The organism is Microbacterium sp. 22296 (assembly GCF_052045385.1).
Classification (GTDB): Bacteria; Actinomycetota; Actinomycetes; order Actinomycetales; family Microbacteriaceae; genus Microbacterium.
This window is the reverse complement of the sequence record NZ_JBQEOS010000001.1, coordinates 346,806-365,820: the sequence shown is the minus strand read 5'-3', so window position 1 is coordinate 365,820 and position 19,015 is coordinate 346,806. Positions and strand designations below refer to the sequence as shown.

At 68.4% G+C, this 19,015-nt stretch carries 23 protein-coding genes; 16 read left to right on the top strand and 7 right to left on the bottom strand.

Features of this window, described 5'->3' with window-relative positions; all coding sequences use genetic code 11:
- Window positions 1–15: 15 nt before the first annotated feature.
- Genes ACTJJP_RS01785 through ACTJJP_RS01735 form a run of 11 tightly spaced genes read left to right on the top strand, consistent with a single transcriptional unit; the run spans window position 16 to window position 8,637 of the window.
- Window positions 16–1,629, top strand: a complete 1,614-nt coding sequence (locus ACTJJP_RS01785; protein ID WP_440773336.1) for a GDSL-type esterase/lipase family protein — start codon at window positions 16–18, stop codon at window positions 1,627–1,629.
- 2 nt (window positions 1,630–1,631) lie between these two features.
- Complete coding sequence (locus ACTJJP_RS01780; RefSeq protein WP_440773335.1) at window positions 1,632–2,027, top strand: hypothetical protein; 396 nt, start codon at window positions 1,632–1,634, stop codon at window positions 2,025–2,027.
- Window positions 2,017–2,430 carry a hypothetical protein gene (locus ACTJJP_RS01775; protein ID WP_440773334.1) on the top strand — a complete coding sequence of 138 codons (414 nt, stop codon included), beginning with the start codon at window positions 2,017–2,019 and terminating at the stop codon, window positions 2,428–2,430. The genes ACTJJP_RS01780 and ACTJJP_RS01775 overlap by 11 nt, the downstream gene beginning before the upstream one ends.
- 11 nt (window positions 2,431–2,441) lie before the next feature.
- A complete protein-coding gene (locus ACTJJP_RS01770) occupies window positions 2,442–2,840 on the top strand; it encodes a hypothetical protein (RefSeq protein WP_440773333.1) in 399 nt (132 codons plus the stop codon).
- Window positions 2,841–2,863: 23 nt separating this feature from the next.
- A complete protein-coding gene (locus ACTJJP_RS01765) occupies window positions 2,864–3,334 on the top strand; it encodes a hypothetical protein (RefSeq protein WP_440773332.1) in 471 nt (156 codons plus the stop codon).
- Entirely contained in the window at window positions 3,334–4,770 is a 1,437-nt protein-coding gene (locus ACTJJP_RS01760) for a hypothetical protein (protein ID WP_440773331.1), read from the top strand. Before ACTJJP_RS01765 ends, ACTJJP_RS01760 begins: the two co-directional genes overlap by 1 nt.
- Window positions 4,770–5,129, top strand: coding sequence for a hypothetical protein (locus tag ACTJJP_RS01755; RefSeq protein WP_440773330.1), 360 nt, complete (start codon window positions 4,770–4,772; stop codon window positions 5,127–5,129). The genes ACTJJP_RS01760 and ACTJJP_RS01755 overlap by 1 nt, the downstream gene beginning before the upstream one ends.
- Window positions 5,126–7,237, top strand: a complete 2,112-nt coding sequence (locus ACTJJP_RS01750; protein WP_440773329.1) for a hypothetical protein — start codon at window positions 5,126–5,128, stop codon at window positions 7,235–7,237. Before ACTJJP_RS01755 ends, ACTJJP_RS01750 begins: the two co-directional genes overlap by 4 nt.
- A 15-nt stretch (window positions 7,238–7,252) precedes the next feature.
- On the top strand, window positions 7,253–7,468 hold the full coding sequence (locus tag ACTJJP_RS01745; protein WP_440773328.1) for a hypothetical protein: 216 nt from the start codon (window positions 7,253–7,255) through the stop codon (window positions 7,466–7,468).
- Between the two features lie 7 nt (window positions 7,469–7,475).
- Window positions 7,476–8,288 carry a hypothetical protein gene (locus tag ACTJJP_RS01740; protein WP_440773327.1) on the top strand — a complete coding sequence of 271 codons (813 nt, stop codon included), beginning with the start codon at window positions 7,476–7,478 and terminating at the stop codon, window positions 8,286–8,288.
- A gap of 31 nt (window positions 8,289–8,319) precedes the next feature.
- Window positions 8,320–8,637 (top strand): hypothetical protein, encoded by a 318-nt coding sequence (locus tag ACTJJP_RS01735; protein ID WP_440773326.1) that lies wholly within the window; start codon window positions 8,320–8,322, stop codon window positions 8,635–8,637.
- A 38-nt stretch (window positions 8,638–8,675) separates the two neighbouring features.
- Here the strand turns inward: ACTJJP_RS01735 and ACTJJP_RS01730 are convergent, their stop codons facing one another.
- Together ACTJJP_RS01730 and ACTJJP_RS01725 are read right to left on the bottom strand one after the other, a co-directional pair.
- The gene (locus ACTJJP_RS01730; protein ID WP_440773325.1) at window positions 8,676–9,338 is read right to left on the bottom strand and encodes a hypothetical protein; all 663 of its coding nucleotides are present in this window, start codon (window positions 9,336–9,338) and stop codon (window positions 8,676–8,678) included.
- A gap of 328 nt (window positions 9,339–9,666) precedes the next feature.
- Window positions 9,667–10,215 carry a gamma carbonic anhydrase family protein gene (locus ACTJJP_RS01725; RefSeq protein ID WP_440773324.1) on the bottom strand — a complete coding sequence of 183 codons (549 nt, stop codon included), beginning with the start codon at window positions 10,213–10,215 and terminating at the stop codon, window positions 9,667–9,669.
- Window positions 10,216–10,376: 161 nt separating this feature from the next.
- Here ACTJJP_RS01725 and ACTJJP_RS01720 point away from each other — a divergent pair, with 161 nt between their 5' ends.
- The 5 genes from ACTJJP_RS01720 to ACTJJP_RS01700 all read left to right on the top strand — a co-directional run bounded on the left by ACTJJP_RS01720 (window position 10,377) and on the right by ACTJJP_RS01700 (window position 13,775).
- A complete protein-coding gene (locus ACTJJP_RS01720) occupies window positions 10,377–10,973 on the top strand; it encodes an alternate-type signal peptide domain-containing protein (RefSeq protein ID WP_440773323.1) in 597 nt (198 codons plus the stop codon).
- A gap of 12 nt (window positions 10,974–10,985) precedes the next feature.
- Complete coding sequence (locus ACTJJP_RS01715) at window positions 10,986–11,513, top strand: hypothetical protein (RefSeq protein WP_440773322.1); 528 nt, start codon at window positions 10,986–10,988, stop codon at window positions 11,511–11,513.
- Complete coding sequence (locus ACTJJP_RS01710; protein WP_440773321.1) at window positions 11,510–11,983, top strand: hypothetical protein; 474 nt, start codon at window positions 11,510–11,512, stop codon at window positions 11,981–11,983. Before ACTJJP_RS01715 ends, ACTJJP_RS01710 begins: the two co-directional genes overlap by 4 nt.
- Window positions 11,968–13,179: a signal peptidase I gene (locus tag ACTJJP_RS01705; protein ID WP_440773320.1), complete on the top strand. Its 1,212-nt coding sequence runs from the start codon at window positions 11,968–11,970 to the stop codon at window positions 13,177–13,179. Before ACTJJP_RS01710 ends, ACTJJP_RS01705 begins: the two co-directional genes overlap by 16 nt.
- 110 nt (window positions 13,180–13,289) lie before the next feature.
- The gene (locus ACTJJP_RS01700) at window positions 13,290–13,775 is read left to right on the top strand and encodes a Dps family protein (RefSeq protein ID WP_440773319.1); all 486 of its coding nucleotides are present in this window, start codon (window positions 13,290–13,292) and stop codon (window positions 13,773–13,775) included.
- Between the two features lie 131 nt (window positions 13,776–13,906).
- Here the strand turns inward: ACTJJP_RS01700 and ACTJJP_RS01695 are convergent, their stop codons facing one another.
- From ACTJJP_RS01695 to ACTJJP_RS01675, 5 genes are all read right to left on the bottom strand, one after another.
- A complete protein-coding gene (locus tag ACTJJP_RS01695) occupies window positions 13,907–15,400 on the bottom strand; it encodes an amidohydrolase (protein ID WP_440773318.1) in 1,494 nt (497 codons plus the stop codon).
- On the bottom strand, window positions 15,397–16,020 hold the full coding sequence (locus ACTJJP_RS01690) for an FMN-binding negative transcriptional regulator (RefSeq protein ID WP_440773317.1): 624 nt from the start codon (window positions 16,018–16,020) through the stop codon (window positions 15,397–15,399). Before ACTJJP_RS01690 ends, ACTJJP_RS01695 begins: the two co-directional genes overlap by 4 nt.
- Window positions 16,021–16,081: 61 nt before the next feature.
- The gene (locus tag ACTJJP_RS01685; protein WP_440773316.1) at window positions 16,082–17,071 is read right to left on the bottom strand and encodes an Fpg/Nei family DNA glycosylase; all 990 of its coding nucleotides are present in this window, start codon (window positions 17,069–17,071) and stop codon (window positions 16,082–16,084) included.
- A complete protein-coding gene (locus ACTJJP_RS01680) occupies window positions 17,071–17,613 on the bottom strand; it encodes a ribose-5-phosphate isomerase (RefSeq protein WP_440773315.1) in 543 nt (180 codons plus the stop codon). Before ACTJJP_RS01680 ends, ACTJJP_RS01685 begins: the two co-directional genes overlap by 1 nt.
- Before the next feature lie 90 nt (window positions 17,614–17,703).
- Window positions 17,704–18,891, bottom strand: a complete 1,188-nt coding sequence (locus ACTJJP_RS01675; protein WP_440773314.1) for a ferrochelatase — start codon at window positions 18,889–18,891, stop codon at window positions 17,704–17,706.
- Window positions 18,892–19,015: the final 124 nt, after the last annotated feature.

Sequence of the window (19,015 nt, the reverse complement as noted above, 5' to 3'; positions counted from 1 at the left end):
ATCTTCCGCGGTGCCATGTCCAAGCGCCTGACCACAACGCCGGTCACCATCGTCTGGCTGGGCTCTTCGTCGACCGCAGGCAACAACGCCAGCTCCGCCGACGCCCGCTACGTCAACAAGACCATGGGCTTCATCCGAGCCGCGTATCCGCTGCCCTCCGGATCGCACCCCACGGGCGTACAGACGCTCTCTCAGGCCGCTTCGTCGGCACCTTCGGGCGCGGGCATCTTCGGCGTGAACGCTGGCGTGTCCGGCTCCCGCTCCGGTAACCAGAACGGCGCGACGCCCTACATCACCGCGAGCACCCGCAGTCAGATCGCCGCGCTGAACCCACGCGTCCTGGTGCACATGATCGGCGCGAACGACTACGGCAATGGCGTTCCCGTCGCAACGTACAAGAGCAACCTTCAGAGCGAGATTGCCGCGCTGGACGCAGCCATCGGCGTGCAGCACGTGCACGTCCTCATCCACACGTACCCGCGCTTTGACTCCGCAGCGCTGTCTGCCCGTGTGGCTCCGTGGAGTGACTACCTCACTGCGCTGAAGGAGATTGCCGCCGCCGCGTCCAACGTGGCCGTCATCGACAACTCCGACGACTGGGCACGTCAGGGCGTAACTGGTGCGGCCGGACAGGACCCATGGGACTACATCGACACCGATGAGATCCACATGAACGACCAGGGCCATGACTTCATGGCCGACCTCCTGCGCACCAGCCTTCTGGGTGGCGCGCTCGTCGCGGTCAGCGCAGCCACGACCCCGCCCGCGGGCACGGCTCCGACGATCACCACGTCCAGCCTGAACGCCATGACGGTGGGTCAGGCGTTCTCGCAGACCCTCGCGTACACGGGTGACACCGCGACCTTCACCGCGTCCGGACTGCCGTCCGGGCTCGCCATCTCCAGCGCGGGCGTCATCTCCGGCACGCCGACGACCGCAGGCTCCGGCAACGCCACCTTCACCGCCACCAACTCCACCGGCAGCAACAGCAAGACGCTGGCCTACACCGTGGCCGCAGCGTCGGGCGGTGGCGGCACCCTGACCGTGCTGTACTCCGACAGCTTCGACCGCGCCAACACAACCACGGTCGGAACGTCGGCCACCGACGCCGCTTACGGTGGCTCCGCCGCGACCTGGCAGCAGAACGCCGCAGCCTGGCAGATCACGTCTAACCAGCTCGCTCCGACCTCCACGTCCGGTGGCCAGTTCCTGCCCGTCGCGCAGGCCAACTATGAGATCCGCGCCCTGATCGGCGCGCTTCCCGCAAGCACCGGCACGACGCTCTGGACCCTGGATGGACGGCGCTCCCAGGTCACGACCTCCGGCGCGACGCAGTACCGCCTCTATCTCCGCGCGGACGGCTCGGGACGTGTCACCAACGGCTCCGCCGACGTCCTCACCTTCGCCGCGGGCACGTTCGCCGCGGGCCAGTGGGTGGGTCTGCGCATGAACGGAACGACCCTCTCCGTGGTCAAGGCCACCGCAGCGAACGACCCGGGCGTCGTCGTCACGACGGGCACCAACTCCGACATCACGACCGCCTCCGGCTTCGCGGGCTTCAGCCGCGTCAACACAGAGACCACCGGCCGCTGGGAAGCCGTCGCCATCACCGCCATTGAGGGGGCCTGATCATGATCATTCAGCCCGACGACGACGGCTACGTCCTCGCTCCAGGCACCTCGCTGCCCGGCGCTACGGCGTGGTACGCCGCGGACACGGACGCCGACCTGGAGCGCCTGTCTCTGGTGTGGTCCGACGCGCCCACTGAGAACCCCGAGCTTCTGGAGTTCATTCTCGACACCGCCCGCGAGCAGGTCATCGCATATGCGCCAGCTCCCGGGCCTGAGGGCTACCCGCGCCGTCTGGTGTACGCGCAGCTCCAGCAGGCCACGAACCTCTGGAACGCCGGACAGGTGTCCCCAAACGGCGAGATGGGTCCCGAGTCCTTCAGCTTCACGCCCCGCCCGCTGGATAAGAACATTCGCGGCATCATCCGCCCGACGACAGGAGCGGCCGGTGTCTTCTGACAACTTCCTCCGGACGGTGCGCGCGCACCTGAAGGACGCCATCAAGCCGAACCTGCCGACGCGGTGGCGCATCTTCCCGACGCTGACCGCGCCCACCAAGCTCGCTGTCCCCGCGGTCTACTTCGAGTTCATCGAGATCTCCAACGAGATGGCGGGCAAGGCCCTGGCCGTGGGCAACGTCGCCGCCAACTTCGAGCTGGCCGTCATCATCCCCGAGACCGCCACGGCCAAGGCCGAGGACAACGCCGACGCCGCGGTCCTGGATCTCATCCGCGCCCTAGACAACAGCGACTCCCTGTTCTGGGGACCCAGCGCCACGAAGGTGCGCCTGGACTCTGGCCAGCTCGGATGGCGCATCCCTGTCTCTGTCCTCACGTCGACCCACCCCGAACCCACGAACTAAGGAGCGCCATCATGGCCGTCGTCATCAATAAGACCTTCCTCCACCAGGCAACGCTGGACATCGGCGCGGACACCTACACGTCCGCGTTCAAGGACCCCGCCATCGTCCCCACCACGGTGGAGGTCATGGTCGTGGATGCGTCCGGTGCGTCCGTGCCCTTCACCGGCACGACCACCTACGTCTTCACGGCGGGCATGTTCCAGGACTGGACTTCCACCGGCCTCAGCAAGGCGTGGATGGCCGCAGAGGGCACCCAGCAGACCATCAAGTACAAGCTGCCTGGCGTCCAGGGCATCTTCACCATCGTGGTCATCATCAAGCCCGTGCAGGTCGGTGGCCCCACCAACGCCGTGGCGGAGTCGCCCATCTCGCTGCCCGTCGTGGGTAAGCCGGTCTGGTCGGCAAGCTGATGGCCGGGTCCATCAGTCTCCTGATGGACTCTCCCCTTCGCGATCTTGCGTTCGCTCTCGGGGAGGTCCCCGCAGAGACGCGAAAGCACATCTCATCCGAGACGCGAAAGAACGCGCTCCCGATCTGGAACCAGGAGCTTCGCGAACGCGCGGCTACCCGTATCCAGCAGCGGGCGCTGGTCGAGAGCGGCCGGGTCGGAGTGACCGCACGCAACGTGTTCCTCCGCTCCGGCGCTGTCGGCAAGCTCTCCTCCGGCACGCCCGTGTCCGAGGTCGCACGCGCCGCGGAATGGGGCCTGGGCGCGGGCAAGAAGATCCAGTCCCGCTCGAAGAAGGGCAAGCCCTACACCCGCACCATGGGTCCCGTCTTCCCGGCTAACCGTCGTGGCGGTCACGTGGTGCACCCCGCCGCCAGCGACTCCATCCCGCGCTTCGCCAGCCTCTGGATTCAGACGGCCCGCCGCGCCCTGTTCGAAGCTGAGGAGAAGGCCTGATGGCACGGGTACACGAGATCGCCATCGCGTCTGAGACAGGCGCGTTCGAGAAGGGAATCAAGAGCGGTGTCATTCAGCCGCTCCAGGACGCAGAGAAGGCGCTGAAAGACCTGGGTGACACCAGCGTCGGACGCGACATCGACCAGGATCTGGCCGTCGCTCAGCGCGCCACCAAGGAGCTGAAGAGCGAGACGAAAGAAGCCGCCGACGCCATCGAACGCTCCTTCCGGGACAGCTACGGCAAGGTCAAGCGCGAGTCCACCGAGGCCACTTCGAAGGTCAAAGCGGGCTTCGGCGAAGCGAAGGAGGAGGCGGCATCCTCCGGACGTGAGGCCGCTGCATCGTTCGGCGGTGGCTTCGACGACGCTGCCGACTTCGTGCAGGAGACCCTGGCCAACGCCCTCTCCGGCTTCGGTCCCGCTGGAGCCGCTGCCGGTATCGCCCTCGCCGCCATCCTGGGTACCGCTCTGGCCCAGGCCGCAAGCGCCCAGGAGGCGCTGACAGAGGCTCGGGAAGCTGCCGCCGACCTGGCCTCCACAATGTACGAGAACGGCGGTGAGCTGCCCCTTCAGGAGCGCATCGACGAACTGTTCTCCGCCCTGAACCGCGAGTCTCGCGCCAACGGTGTGCTTCAGAAGCTGATCGACGACTGGTCCGACTACGGCACTGTGCTGGAGGACGTGGAAGCCGTCGCCAAGCGCACTGGACGCCCCCTCGCTGAGCTGGTCCGCGCCCTCTCCGGCTCCGACCTCAGCGCCACCCGTGCCGAGCTGAAGCGCGTGAACGACGAGCTGGACAGCCTCTCCGACTGGACCCCAGTGTGGGACGAGCAATATCAATCCCTGACGTCGTACAAGAACGAGCTGACCAGCGTCGTCAAGACGCAGGAGCTGGCCGCGAAGTCTCTGGACGCGGTGGGCCAGAACAGTAAGCGCATCGACGACCTCGCCAACGCCTGGACGAATGCCGGGGTAGCCGCGGAGGACTACTTCACGAAGGGCGAGGACGGCCTCACCAGCTTCGACGTGTCCGGCTACCTCACCGCCATGGAACAGCAGATCGCCGCCGCCGACGAGCTGAAGCGCGATCTGGTCACCCTGCCCAGCGAGATCGCCCAGGAGGCTGAGCGCCTCTGGAACGAACAGGGCGTGACCGCCGCGGATGCGTACGTGGACGGCTACCAGGGCGCGGACGCTGCCACCCAGGCCCGCCTGCGCGCCGTTGCTGGCCCTCAGGGGCAGGCCGCTGGACGTGCGTCCGCGGAGGGCTTTGTGAGCGCCGCAAACCAGGGCTTGGCCAACTGGCGTCCCTCCGCCAAAGACGTGGAGATGCGCGTACGCGTCGACACCCGCAACTGGGACAACTGGAACCCGAAGGCCAAGACCGCGTACGTCAACTACGTGGTCAATGAGGGCCGCAACCACGGAGGCCTCTGATGCCGCACACCATCTCCGCCTCCAACAACGCGGGCTCCGTCACGCCCACGCTCATCGACGGATACAAGCCCTCGCGCCAGTCCCGGAACAAGATTCACGATCTCCTGGACGGCTCCATCGGTGTGTCCTACATCGCCCCTCGCCCGCGCTCCGGCACGCTCCGCCTCCTGTTCCTCACCGCTGCCACGGCCAACGCCGCGTACGCCCTGCACGCCCAGGAGACGAGCTTCACCCTGACCTCCACCGACGTGCCCTCCATGGGCATGCGCTATGTCCTGGACGGCTCGCTGGACATTGAGCTGAACCCGCAGCTTGGGCACTGGTGGGTGCTGGTCGGATACCAGGAGCTGAGCGCATGAGCTTCGAACGTCACCCAGAGGCCACCGCCCTCTTCCAGTTCTCCTCTGCTGTCGTCGTGTCTCCCGGCGCGACTATCTGGACCAGCGACTTCAGCTCCTGGCCGGACGCGCTCACCCGCAACCTCTTCACGCCGCGCGCCACCGCAGGACGAAACGGCACGGCCGGAGCCGAGTGGAGCCGGACGACCGCGGGGACCACTGTCGTGGGCACGCTCACCGGTCTTGTCGTCGGTCGGCAGTACCGCCTGAGCCTGTGGGTGAAGGTCACCACGGGAGCGCCGACGTTCCGTCTCACGGTGGCAGGAGTCAACTCCTCCGCGACAGCCACGACCAGCTACGTGCAGCAGTCGGTGGCGTTTACCGCTGCCGCCACATCGCACAACATCAGCTTCTACACCAGCGCCGCCGCGACGTTCTATGTCGACGACATGGCCCTAGAACTGTTGCCGGTGTCCAGCACCACGGCCACGTTCCCCATCTCGGATGGAAGCCTGAGCCTGGACAAGGCCCGTTACCCGTTCGGCACGTCCGACGTGACAGTCCCCTTGATGTCGACAGGCATCCTGGAGGCGCTGAACCCCTTCACCTACCCACGAGTCAAGCTAACCTGCACGGCGGAAAACGACCCACGTACGTTCGATCTGGTCATGCGCCGCCGCGTCGTCGACCACGCTGCCCGCACCGTCCGGCTGGATCTCGCGACGGACGAGGCGATCCTTCAGGCGTACTCCAAGCTCACCGACGATCAGGGCGCATTCACCCGACAGGACAGCCTGCGCAGCATCATCAACTACGTCCTGGGCCAGGCCATCCCCGGCGCTGCCCTCCAGACCACGGGAGCCGCAGACCGTGCTTTCCGCGTTCTCAGCGACGCCACGAACATGCTGCCCGACCCCCGCTACGCCCGCACCCCGGACGGCGGCTACGGCATCGTCAACGCCTCCACAATTCCGGATACCACGTGGACCGGCCCGGAGAACGTCTGGGGTGTTCACCTCTACAACCCGACCAGTGACGACGCGTTCGTCCAGCTCACGAATAATGCTGGCCTGCCCTACGGGATGCAGGTCGGACGCACATACGTCTTCAGCGCTACCGGGTCGGCACGCTCCGCCATGGGTGGCAGTGAGCAGGTGCTTCGCTCCCGCCGCCTGGTGGCCATCGGGCGTGTGAACGGCACCTATCAAGATCTCTCCCGCTCCGCCGCCGTGCCCAACGTGGTCGACAACGGGACGCGCGTGTCTACTGAGTTCACCATCCCCGCTGGGTGCGATCAGATCCTTCTCCGCGCCTACCACGGGCACACGTCCGGGACGATCACCTGGCGCTCCTTCCGACTCTCGGAGTCGGACTTCTTCGGAGGCACCCACAACAGCGAGTACATCGACGGCGCGCGCACGAACACCGCTGAGTACGCATACTCCTGGGACGGCGCTGCCGACGCCTCCACGTCCAAGCGCATCGCCCTGATCAGCCGTGCCCCGCAGATCCTGAGCTGGCGCGCAGGCCGCTCCGCCTGGGACTTCCTGTCCGGCATCACCGACGCCGCAGGACTCCGCCTGTGGTGCGACGAACAGCGTCGCTGGTGGCTGGTCGACCCGAAGGAGTACAAGGTCCCCGGACGTCTCTCCGTGCGCGTGGACAACGCGACAGACGGCACCGACACCATGGACTTCTCCGGTGGCGACGCACCCACCGGAGTCATCGCCCGCTTTACCTGGCGCGACACGGACGGACAGTCCAAGACCAAGGACGACTTCGCGGGCTCCCCCGGCCGCGTGCTGGTCGAAGAGCTGGACCGCCCCTACCCGGGACCCGGCACCGCTGCCCTGATCCTCACCGGCATGACCAACCGTGGACGCACCCAGGCCGTCACCGTCGCCTCCGACATGACGGCCACACCCGGCGAGGAGATCTCGATCTCCCTTCCGGGAACGCTCGATCAGCTTGGCCAGCTCCAGGCCGTCCGCTGGAACCTCACGGAGGGCGTCATGGACCTGGAGTCCTCCGGCCTCACCGAGGTCACCCCCAACTCCTGGCTGGCCGGATACGCAGAGCGCACCTGGCCTCAGGCCCCCGACGCCGACACGTGGGCATCGCTCACCTAACCCGAGGAGAACATCATGGCAATCGGAGACGACGCCGCCGCAGAGGGCTTGCCCATCGTTCCCCAGACGGGCGAGGACGGGAAGGTCAAGTACGGCGGGCGCGAGATCAACAACACCCGCGACATCATCGCGCGACGCACCAAGCGCAGCGCACCCAACATCGCCATCCACGTAGGCGCATCGGCACCGGCTAACCCCGTCGTCGGTCACCTCTGGTTCGAGCCGATCTGAGGACGACATGCCATCTGCATTCGGAGACCTCAACGGGCCTGGAAACCAGCAGGTCTGGATCGACGTTGCCCGCACGGGCCAGGACTGGGGAGCGAACCGGACCGATTACCGCGGCGAGGTCCGCTATTACGGCAACGGTTACGGCTCCTGGGGCGGGAACTGGGGCTGGGAAGCCAACTTCGGTGGCTTCGGCGTCGGTGGCCGTTTCTCGATCCCATCCGGCGAACGCAACCAGCAGTACCACGTGCTCTGGTCCGGTACCTTCTCGCGCTACCACGACGGCGAGGGCTGGGCCGGGAGCTTCTACTGTTCCGCCTGGATCGACACCGACCACAGCTCCGTAGGCGACGGTGGAGCCAACACGACCGAAGAGGCCCCGCCGCGCATCCCGAAGCCACCCACCGCGCCCCAGAACCTCCGTGTGGTCGACGTGCTGCCCGTCTCGGCGGGCGTGGGTTATGACGGTCCAGCCGACCACAGGGGCGCAGCGGTAGAGCAGTTCCGCGCCCGCTGGTTCCTGATCAACAACACCAACAACCCCGTCATCTGGACCGACGATGCAAGCAACGGTTACACCAACCCCGGAGGTGGCGGTGGCCCACAACTAACGCCCGGCCAGGTGTACCACGTCTACGTGAGCGCGCGTAACGCTGCCGGATGGGGACCCGAGGCAGGCATCGCCCTGGAGACCCTGGCCGGTGGCCGCGCCTGGGACGGCTCCACCTTCCGCAACTGCAAGGTTCGCGCCTGGGACGGCTCCCAGTGGCGTCTGCACCGCGTGCGCTCCTGGGACGGCTCCCAGTGGCGCAACGTCCGATAGATCACCCAAACGCCCCTACCAGGAGCAAGCCATGAACAAGAACATCGCATTCATCGTCTTCGGACTTATCACCCTCGCGGGCATCGCCGGGGCGGTGTTCATCATGATCCACCGACCCGACGCCACGGCCACCTTTACAACGTTCCTCCTCACCCTGCTGGGTCTGGTCGTCGTGGCCGGTGGCCTGGGTGCTGGCCTGAACAGCGTGCAGCAGAAGATCGAAACCGTGCAGCGTCAGACGAACGGGACGCTGTCCAAGAAGGATGAGGAGATCGCGCGGTTGAATGCCGAGGTGGCGAATCTCAACCGTCAGCTCAACCCCGACACGGAGCACACGGACGGCCGCTGACCGGTCGACAGCCCCTCATCCATCTAGGGTGGGGGGCTTCACCCTCCCAGAGCCTTGGTGACGTTCGCGGCGACGAGAGCAATGCCTTCGAGCGCTCCGCTAGCCGAGAGCTGAGCGGCGAGACCGGGGATGAACTGCGACCGGAAGTCAGACCACTTCGACGCTTTGCTCGACGAGGTTTCGACGAACTGCAACGCGCCGATCAGACGTTCGACAGCGTCTTCAAGCAGGAAGTCTCCTGTGATCTCGAAGTTGTCGAGAGCTTCCTCGACATGGCGCAGAAGCCTCGTTACGTGCAGCCGGAGCTTTTCCGGAATGGTGTCGTCCTCAATCAGGAGCGACCGCGCAGCTTGCACCATCTCTCGGATGCTCTCACGAGATTCCTCTGTGGACTCGGGCGAAACCGTAGACAGCCGCTCGGCAACCCAACCCAGCAAGCCGATGTCGCTCTTCGAAAGCTTCCCGCTCCCGGCGTAGTTCGCAAACCCGCCCGTCTCAGGATGGAGATAGTGATAGATCTCGGCACGCCAGATTGGCAGGGCATCCGCGAAGGGTTCCACGTCCACTCCGGCGCTGTCCCAGACCTCCACATGCTCCTGCACCTCGATGACGGCGAGGAGTATGGACCGGGGATCGAACGAGGACTTCCGCTCGGCTCGGAAAAAATCGTTCAGGAGGGTTGCAGCGTTCTTTCCGGGCACGGACTCAATCTATCGGTCGACGTGGCCAAAACGTGGCCAATCCGTGGCCCAAACCGGGTACGGTTTGACGCGAAGGAACTGCGCTATTTCGCGAAATGACGCGGGTCCAGGCACTGCTGAAAGGGCACCTCATCTGTCTTCCAAACAGATGATGCGAGTTCGATTCTCGTCAGCCCCTCCACACATCGCATGGCGTCTCGTTCGCCGGGACGAACCATCGCGCCCCGTCCTCGAATACCGCGAGCCGCGACATCGTGTCGATACCGCTCGCCCGTCCCCGCTTGTGCTTTCTCCGCCCCGGGACGACGCCGAACCGATCGAGGGCTGATCACTGGCCGGTGCCCGCGACGATCGCGGCGCGGTGTCGCCCGCCGTGCGCCAGGTAGGTCTGCGCGTTCCGCAGGATCTTCTCGCGCTCCTCGTCCGTGAGGGCCCGCCTCACCTTCGCCGGAACACCCGCCACGAGCGATCCGGCCGCCACCACCGTGCCCTCGAGCACGACCGCTCCCCCGGCCACGAGGCATCCGGGTCCGATCTCGGCGCCGGAGAGCACGACGCTCCCCATACCGATCAGCGAGCCGTCGCCGATCGTGCATCCGTGGACGACGGCGTTGTGTCCCACCGACACGTCGGCCCCGATGTGCACGGGTCGCCCGGCATCGACGTGAACCGTGACGTTGTCCTGCAGATTCGAGCGTGGGCCGATCTCGATGGCGGCGCTGTCGCCGCGCAGCACCGCGTTGTACCAGACGCTGGAATGCGCCGACAGCGTGACGCTCCCGACCACGCGCGCGCCGGAGGCGACGAAAGCCGTGTCGTGTACCGAGGGGCGGGCGTCGGCGAGAGCGAGCACGGAGGCGTCGGCGGCGATCGTCATGCGCCGAGGCTAGCCGCAGCGCTCGGGCGGCGTCTGCGGAGGCGCGGCGCGCACTACCGAGCCGCGGCGAAAGTCGGTACCCCGCGAGGGAAATAAGTAGCGGTGGATTCACACCCGACTCATAGTTTCGCACCAAGAGCCGCACCGCCCCAGGAGGATCCATGTCGCACATCACCCAACCCGCCGCCCCGTCCGAGGTCGCCCCGCCCCCGGTCCGCCGTCACCGCCGGGGAACGGCCATCCTCGCCATCGCCGCCGGCACCGCCCTCATGCTCGGCGGCGGCGGAACGTTCGCTTACTGGTCGACGCAGACCGCGCTCACCGCCGGGCCGGTCCAGTCCGGTGACCTGAACCTGTCGCTGGGCGCCGGCACCTGGACGCTCAAGGGTGTGTTGGGCACCGCGCAGACCGTCAACAACCTCACGAACGTCCGGATCGTTCCCGGCGACGTCCTCACCCTCACCCAACCGCTGAACGTCACGCTCGTCGGTGACACGATCGCCGCCGATCTCAAGGCCGAGGTCGGTTCCGCCTTCGCGACGGGCGCTCTCGGCAGCAACCTCGACGTCGCTTTGACAGTGAGCAGTTACGGAACCGCCACGGGCACGAACACCTACCGGATCACGCAGGCGAACACCGGTGCCGCCACGGCGACGGTCACGATCTCCTTCAAGCCCGGCACGACGGGCCGGGTGGGGGCGAACGAGAGCGTCAACCTCAACGACATCGCGTTCACGCTCACGCAGGCGTCCAGCTGACCCGGGTCCGCCATGTCGAAGCGCGACGACGGCGTCTCGCGACGGCTGAGGTGGGCCGGACTGCTCGCGGCGGTCCTGATTCTCGGAACCGGGACCGCCGCCGCTCACGGATTCTGGCGGAACCAGTCGCCGCTGACGGCGGGACCCGTGGCATCCGGCTCCCTCGACCTGTCGACCCAGTGGGGCTCCGACTGGTCGCGATGGACGCCGCTGTTCCCGGGTCGTTCCGCTGACACCGCGATGCTGCGTGTGCGCGAGACCGCCGCGACGGGCACCACCCTGCGGTGGCGCCTGAGTGCGACACCCGCCGTGTCGGCCGCTTTCGCCCCGTTCGTCACCATGCAGGTGTTCGTGGGAGCCTGCGGGAGCGCCACGACGATCCCGGCCGGCGGGTCGTACGCGCCACCGGGCGGCCTGCTGCCCGGTCAGTCGGTCGATCTGTGCCTGCGCGTCACCCTCAACGCGAATGCCCCCACCGCGCTGCAGGGCGCACCGCTGACTCCCTCGCTCGCCGTCACCGCCGATCAGGTGATGTCGTGACGAACGTGCGCCGTGCGCTCGCCGGGTGGCTCGCCGCCGCTGCCGTCGTGGCGACGCTGGCCGCTCCTCCCGCGTCGGCGGCGTGGCAGGTCACCGCGACCGCACCGGCGTTCAGCCTGAGCGCCGAAGCGCTGGGCGCTCCCGTCACCTCCTGCACGACCGTGCCCGGAGCACTGGGACTCGTCGACTCCGCGCGCGTGTCGTGGACGGCCGTCCCCGGGGCGAAGAGCTATCGCCTGTCGTTCGGCGCGTCGGGCCAGGCCACCCAGACGACCACCGCGACATCGTTCGACGTGACAGGGACCCTGCTGCTCTCGCTGCTGGGCAACGTCCTGTTCGGCTCCTCCACCACCGTGACGGTCGCCGCAGTGGCCGACGGGTGGACCTCGCCCGCGAGCAACGCGCAGACGATCGTGCTCGCGAACGTGGTCAGCGGCCTCCTGGGAGGTGTCCGGTGCCAGGGGAGCTGAGCCTGCGTCGCGATCGTCGACGCGCCGCCGAGACGGCACGCGTCCGTTCCGGGTGGGCGCGGGTCCGCGGGATCATCGCCACGTCGCTGCTCGCGGCCGTCTCGCTCTTCGCTCTCATCGCGGTCGTCATCCCCCTCCTCCTCGGCGCGCAGACGTATACGGTCCTGACCGGCAGCATGCAGCCCGGGATGCCGCCGGGAACCCTGATCGCGGTGCGACCGACGCCCCTCGAAAGCGTCCAGGTGGGCGACGTGGTCACGTACCAGATCCGCTCCGGATCACCCGCGGTCGTCACTCACCGGGTCGTCGGCACCTCCCGCAGCACCGGAGGAGAACGTCTGCTCCTGACGCGCGGCGACGCGAACGACGCCGACGACCCCCCGGTCCAGAGAGAGCAGCTGCGCGGAACGGTGGTCTTGGCCGTCCCGTACCTCGGCTATCCCGGCGTCGTGTTCGGCGGTGAGCAGCGGGGCGCGATGCTGGCGGCGGTCGGGGTGATCGTCGTGGGATACGGCCTCGTCCTGCTGGTCCTCGACGCCGCGCGCTCGACGAAGCGGCGACGCTCCCCACCCGCCGCGACGCTCGCGCTGATCGCGGCGATCGCCGGAGCCCCCGTGGTCTCCCCCGATGCCGCGAGCGCATCGACGGGTCCCCCCGACCGTCTGCTCGTCAGCGACGACGGTGTGCGATTCGTCGCGGACGGGTCGATCCTGCTCTTCGACGCCCCCGGGCCCTTCGCGCCGGGGACGACGGTGAGCGCCACGCTCTGGATCCGCAACGCCAGTGCCGATCCCGCCCGCGCCGGCCTGCGTCTGGATGCGGTTCCCTCCACCGATGAGCCCGCGGATCGTGCCTTCGCGGAGGCTCTGCACCTGCTCGTCGATTCCGCGCGCGTGGCGTCAGGGGCCGGCTGGGTGAGCGGGGCCATCCCGCCGGACGAGACTCTCCGGGTCGCCGTGGGCCTTCGGATGGATGCCGCGGCCGACGACGACACGCGACGAGCGGATGCCGTCGTGACCCCCGTGATCAGCCTGACGGACGAGACCGACGACGTCGTCGACCGCGCCCCGAGCGCGACCGACGCCCTGTCGCGGACGGGGCTCGACCTCTCGCCTCTTCGCGCCCTGCTCGTCATCGCCACGGCGGCGGCCCTCCTCGGGCTCGGCCTTCGATCCAGGTCACGCGAACAAAGGTGAGGATTGCCTATTCACCAGGCATTTAGCCGAGCCTCATCTTGCTTGCGGAATGGAACAGAGTGAGTAGCGTTCTGTACATCGAGACTTCGAACGTCGCCAAAGGAGCAAAAATGAGCACCGTTCAGACCCCCGCCGCCACCACCGTCGACCCGACCATGGCCGCCGGCACCGCGCAGTTCCTCTCCCCCGTCGTGATCGGCCTCGAGGCGCTCGTCGTCAACGGCAAGCAGGCGCACTGGCACGTGCGCGGCGCCAACTTCATCGGCGTGCACGAGCTCCTCGACACGGTCGTCGCCCACGCGCAGGACTGGGCCGACCTGGCCGCGGAGCGGATCGTCGCCCTGGGCCTGCCCATCGACGCACGTCTGTCGACCGTCGCCGCCAAGGCCAAGGCCACCGAGATCCCCGCCGGCTTCGCGCAGTCCGACGTCGTCATCCGCGCCGTCATCTCCGACATCGACGCCGTGCTCGTGGACCTCGAGGCCGCGATCGAGGGCCTCGACGAGGTCGACATGTCGAGCCAGGACGTCGCGATCGAGATCAAGCGGGGCCTCGACAAGGACCGCTGGTTCCTCTTCGCGCACCTCGCTGCGTAAGACTCTCCACGAAGGGGGCGGTGCTTCGGCGCCGCCCCCTTCGTCGTTCCCGCCGACGATCGCGTGAGGGGTCGGTCTGTGTCGCCGATCGGGTGCTGAGGCGACACTTCTCGACCCCTCACGCGCGGGGCTCATCCGCCGTGCGTGATCCGGCCGGCGATCAGCGTGGCGAGCACCGGCATGGCGCGCAGACCCCGTTCGTCGGCGGTCAGCGGGTCTGCCCCGACGACGATGAGATCCGCCGTCGCGCCGGGTGAGATCTCCGCCGGCGCCGTCGTCCCCCCGACGGTGGATGCCGCGATGGCCGTGTCGATGTCCACCCGCTGGTGCGGCTGCCATGCGTCGCGCCCGTCGCGCGTGCGGTACACCGCCGACGCCATGGCCGCCCACGGGTCGAGCGGCGCCACGGGGGCGTCGGAGCCGAACCGCACGTTCGCCCCGCTGTCGACGAGGGCCCGCAGGGGGTACGGCTGCGCGGACTGCTCCACCCAGATGGCATCCGTCATGTCCCGGTCGTCCAGCGCGTGTTCGGGCTGAACGCTCGCGGCCACGCCCAGTCGCGCGAAGCGTGGGATGTCCGCGTGGGCGACGAGCTGCGCATGCTCGATGGTGCCGACGGCACCGCTGCGCGCATAGGCGTCGAGGGCGTGACTGTTGGCGACGTCGCCGATGGCGTGGATGGCGCACTCCAGGCCCGCCGCCGTCGCCCGCGTCATCATCTCGAGGAGTTCGCCGGGCGGCACGGTCAGCAGGCCGTGGTTGTCGGGGTCTCCCGGGTAGTGGTGAGCGCATGCGGCCGTGCGGGTGCCGAGCGATCCGTCGGTGATGGCCTTCAACGGTCCGACGCGGATCAGATCGTCGACCGCGCCGCGCACGGGGTCGCCCGTTCGCAACCCCTCGGCGATGGCCCGATCCAGGTGCTGCGGATAGGTGCCGTACGACACGCGCACCGTGTCGAAGCCACGGGCCGCTCGCCGCTGCCACGGGCCGTCGTTCCAGGTCATGTCGAGATCGACCATGCCCACGATCCCGCGGGCGGCGGCCGCACGGGCCATGCGCTCCACAGCCCGGTCGGCGACGTCGGGATCGACGGCGTTGAGGCGCCGTGAGATCTCGAAGGCGTCCTCCTCTCGCAGCATCCCGGATGCCACGGGCGCGAAGCCCTCGCGGCGGAAGGCGGCGGAGTTGAGCCAGACGCTGTGCACGTCGGCGTTGACGAGGTACGTCGGGATGACACCGGTGGCGGCATCCAGCAGCTCCAGGCTGGGCGCGTCGGACCAGAGACCGTCGCGGAATCCGACGCCGACCCGGCATCCGTCGCTCACCGCAGCGGCGCCCATGACGGCGGCCGCCTCGCGTGCGGACGAGACGTCGGCGAGGGGCACACGATCGGCGACCAGCGCCCACTGAAGCGCGTGGACGTGATGATCCCAGAGCCCGGGAAGCAACCAGCCGCCCTCGCCGTCGATGACGAGACCGGTGGGGCGCAGGTTGCCGGTCGGTGCGATGTCGGCGATGCGACCGCCCGCGATGACGATGTCGACCGGCTCATCGGTGGGGAGGAACTCCCTGCCGGGGCCGGCGACCCGCACGGCGCGGAGGAACCCCGCGTTCTCGCCGATCACGGGCGCACCCGCGCATCTGCGGCCCGACGCATCTCGGCGGCGAGCTCCACATTGTGCCCGGAGAGGCCCGCGATGACCGTCTCGACCACCTCAGCGCTCTTGTTCTGGCTCAGCTTCCTCTTCGCCGTGACCCGCGTCGGCGTCAGCCGGAACCCGACCGTGCCCCGCTCGAGTCGCTCGACGAACGCGGCATCGTTGGGCAGCGCGTAGAGGCCACGCGCGTCGGCGCCGTCGCCTTCGAAGCGCGCCACGAGCCGTTCGAGCACGCGCACGTTCTCCTCGGGCGCCAGCAGTTCCGGGATGCCGGAGAGGTGAGCCGAGACGAAGTTCCACGTCGGCACCGCGGGGACGTCGCCGTACCACCGTGGCGTGATGTAGCCGTGCGGCCCCTGGACGACGACGAGCAGTTCGTTCTCGCCGAGACCGAGGATCGCGTCGTCGGGTTTGCCGACGTGACCGACGATGGTGAGGTCGTCGCGGTCTTCGTCGAGCATCACCGCGTAGTGCGAGGCGACGAGACCGTCGTCGGTCTGACTGACGAGGGTGACCCACGGGTGACGGTCGATCAGGCGTCGGATCTCACCGACGTCGGTCATCGCGAAGCTGGGGTTCTGACGCACCGGATCAGCCTAGGACGCCGACGGTCTCGACAGGCTCAGCCGCCTCCGCGCGGAGAGGCGGTCACGCCTGACAGTTCGGGCACCAGTACAACTTCCGCCCTGCCGCTTCTTCCATGACGATCGACGTTCCGCAGACCCGGCACGGCAGACCCTCGCGGTGGTAGACCCAGTGCCGATCGGCGCGGCGCGCCATGGCCCGTCGATAGGCCGCGGGGTCGAGGTCGTCCATCGTCATCATCTGCCCGGTCTCGACCCCGATGGGCAGCAGCCGCGCCCAGTCGCGCCACATGCCGCGCACGACCTCTTCGGGCACGTCCCGACCGGGGGTGTGGGGGTTCTGCCGCGCACGGAAGAGGATCTCTGCGCGATAGACGTTGCCGATCCCGCTGACGACCGCCTGGTCCATCAGCAGCAGACCGATGGGCGTCGGCTTCTTCTTCACCGTGGCGGTGAAGCGCTCCTCGCCCTCTGCGAGGTCGTCGACCAGGGGATCGGGTCCGAGCTTGGCGATCGTGGCCTGCACCTCGTCGGGCGTCTGCAACACGCAGGCGGTCGGTCCGCGCAGGTCGGCGCAGGTCGTTTCGGTGAGCAGGCGGAGGCGTACCGCGCCCACCGGCGGCGGGGGCCACTCCGACTGCTCCTCGAGTCCCGTCGTCTGCTCGGACATGCGCACGCGCGTGCGCCGCGGGGCACCGATCGAGCTGAGGGAGTTCTCGCCGGCGGCGTCCATGATCGCGTCGTCGACGACCGTGCCGCGCTGGTTCGTCTGCCCCATGCGCCCGTTCGACGACGCGATCGTCGCGTCGACCGATACGTCGCCCGAGAAGTCCCAGGCGCCGTACATGCCCAGGTGCACGCGCAGCCAGACGTCGCCGTCGAAGCGCAGGAACATCTGCTTGGCCACGGCCCGCACCTCGAGCGCCTCGCGCCCGTCGATGACCTCGGCGCCCTCCACGAAACGGCCCTGGGGACTGGATGCCGCGACCGTACGGCCCACGATGTTCCGCTCGAACTGCCGGGCGATGCGGTGGACGGAATGCCCTTCGGGCATCAGCCTGCCTCGGGGTCGAACGAGTCGCTGGCGTCGGTCACGATGTTCTCGGACGCACCGGCGCGGGGATCGGGCAGGAGCACGCCGTCCTGCTCGAACGCCGCGAGCTGCCCGATCCGACGCGCGTGGCGCTCCTCGCCGGAGAAGGGGGTGGCGATGAAGCGATCGATGAAGGAGCTCGCCTCTTCGAAGGAGTGCTGGCGCGCGCCGATCGAGATGACGTTCGCGTCGTTGTGCTCGCGGGCGAGCTCGGCCGTGGAGATGTTCCACACGAGGGCCGCGCGCACGCCCAGCACCTTGTTGGCGGCGATCTGCTCGCCGTTGCCCGAACCGCCGAACACCACTCCGAGGGCTTCGACGCCCTGCGCCTGGTCGCGCACGACCGCCTGCGCCGCGCGGATGCAGAAGGAGGGGTAGTCGTCGACCGGGTCGTACTCGACGGGTCCGTGGTCGATCACCTCGTGCCCCTGCGAGGCGAGGTGGTGCTGGATCTGGGTGGAGAATTCGAGACCGGCGTGATCGGTGCCGATGTGGATGCGCATGAGGGAATCCTATTGAAAAGGCCCGACATCGCGGGGCGGAAACGGCGACGCCGCCCGCCCCCTCCACGGGAACGAGCGGCGTCGAGAACCTCAGGGACGAAGACCCGCGGCCACCGGCTTGAAGCCCGCACGGATGTTCTCGCAGCATCCGGGTCGGCACACGTCGTACCAGGGGCCGAGGTCGGTGAGAGACGGACGCTCGGCCTTCGGCGTGCCCTTCAGGCGCTCCTCCACGAGGTCGATGAGCCCCGAGACGTAGGCGGGGTCGATGCCGGGGGTCGGCGTGCGAACCGCCTTGATCCCCGCTTCCTCCGCGGCCTCCATCGCCTCGGTGTCGAGGTCCCAGAGAACTTCCATGTGGTCGCTGACGAACCCCAGGGGCACGATCACCACGGCCTCCGCGCCGCGGCCGGGCAGCTCGGCGATGACGTCGTTGACGTCCGGCTCGAGCCACGGCTGGGTGGGCGGGCCGGAGCGCGACTGGTAGACCAGTTCCCACTCGACGTCGGCGACGGCGGCGGCGACCTCGGCCATGACGAACGCGGCGACGGCCTTGTGCTGTGCGGCGTACGCACCGCCCTCGCCGAAGTCGACGTCGCGGGGGCCGGAGCGCTCGGCGTCGGCGGTCGGGATGGAGTGGGTGGAGAAGAGCACCCGGATCTTCTCGGGCGCGATACCCTCCGCGACGTACGCCGACACGGCATCCGTCACTCCCCGGACGAACGTCGTCACGAAGCCGGGGTGATCGAAGAACTGGCGCACCTTGTCGATGGTCACCGTCTCGCCGAGCCCGGTGGACTCGAGAACACGGGCGTAATCCTCGCGGTACTGCCGGCAGCTCGAGAACGAGCTGTAGGCGCTCGTCGCGATCGCGATGAGGGTCGTGTCACCCGCCTCGGCCGCTTCGGTCACGGCCTCTTCGAGGTAGGGCTCCCAGTTGCGGTTGCCCCAATACACAGGCAGGCCCAGGCCCCGCTTCGCGATCTCCGCCTCGAGAGCGGCCTTCAGCTCGCGGTTGTGCTGGTTGATCGGACTCACCCCACCGAAGTGGCGGTAGTGGTGGGCCACCTCTTCGAGGCGCTCGTCGGGGATCCCGCGTCCGCGCGTAACGTTGCGCAAGAAGGGGATGACGTCGTCCTGGCCCTCCGGTCCGCCGAATCCGGCGAGGAGGATGCCGTCGTAGGCGACGGGCGTCTCGACCCACTTGGGTCCGGATGCCGCGGCGCGCGAGGCGTAGAGGACGGTCTCAGCGTTGGTGTCCGTGTCGGTCGTGCTCACAGTGCAATCCTCCCACCTGCCCGGGACGGCCGGACGCGGGTTGTCTCGTGACTAGGCTTATCTGGTTGTCATCGTCGCCGACGGCGCTCGTCGTCACCCGCGTCCGCGCTCGATCGCGTCGATT

Coding starts and splice junctions, on each gene's coding strand:
- ACTJJP_RS01785 (WP_440773336.1), top strand. CDS start 16: ATGTCCAAGCGCCTGACCACAACGCCGGTCACCATCGTCTGGCTGGGC.
- ACTJJP_RS01780 (WP_440773335.1), top strand. CDS start 1,632: ATGATCATTCAGCCCGACGACGACGGCTACGTCCTCGCTCCAGGCACC.
- ACTJJP_RS01770 (WP_440773333.1), top strand. CDS start 2,442: ATGGCCGTCGTCATCAATAAGACCTTCCTCCACCAGGCAACGCTGGAC.
- ACTJJP_RS01765 (WP_440773332.1), top strand. CDS start 2,864: ATGGACTCTCCCCTTCGCGATCTTGCGTTCGCTCTCGGGGAGGTCCCC.
- ACTJJP_RS01760 (WP_440773331.1), top strand. CDS start 3,334: ATGGCACGGGTACACGAGATCGCCATCGCGTCTGAGACAGGCGCGTTC.
- ACTJJP_RS01755 (WP_440773330.1), top strand. CDS start 4,770: ATGCCGCACACCATCTCCGCCTCCAACAACGCGGGCTCCGTCACGCCC.
- ACTJJP_RS01750 (WP_440773329.1), top strand. CDS start 5,126: ATGAGCTTCGAACGTCACCCAGAGGCCACCGCCCTCTTCCAGTTCTCC.
- ACTJJP_RS01745 (WP_440773328.1), top strand. CDS start 7,253: ATGGCAATCGGAGACGACGCCGCCGCAGAGGGCTTGCCCATCGTTCCC.
- ACTJJP_RS01740 (WP_440773327.1), top strand. CDS start 7,476: ATGCCATCTGCATTCGGAGACCTCAACGGGCCTGGAAACCAGCAGGTC.
- ACTJJP_RS01735 (WP_440773326.1), top strand. CDS start 8,320: ATGAACAAGAACATCGCATTCATCGTCTTCGGACTTATCACCCTCGCG.
- ACTJJP_RS01725 (WP_440773324.1), bottom strand. CDS start 10,215: ATGACGATCGCCGCCGACGCCTCCGTGCTCGCTCTCGCCGACGCCCGC.
- ACTJJP_RS01720 (WP_440773323.1), top strand. CDS start 10,377: ATGTCGCACATCACCCAACCCGCCGCCCCGTCCGAGGTCGCCCCGCCC.
- ACTJJP_RS01715 (WP_440773322.1), top strand. CDS start 10,986: ATGTCGAAGCGCGACGACGGCGTCTCGCGACGGCTGAGGTGGGCCGGA.
- ACTJJP_RS01700 (WP_440773319.1), top strand. CDS start 13,290: ATGAGCACCGTTCAGACCCCCGCCGCCACCACCGTCGACCCGACCATG.
- ACTJJP_RS01685 (WP_440773316.1), bottom strand. CDS start 17,071: ATGCCCGAAGGGCATTCCGTCCACCGCATCGCCCGGCAGTTCGAGCGG.
- ACTJJP_RS01680 (WP_440773315.1), bottom strand. CDS start 17,613: ATGCGCATCCACATCGGCACCGATCACGCCGGTCTCGAATTCTCCACC.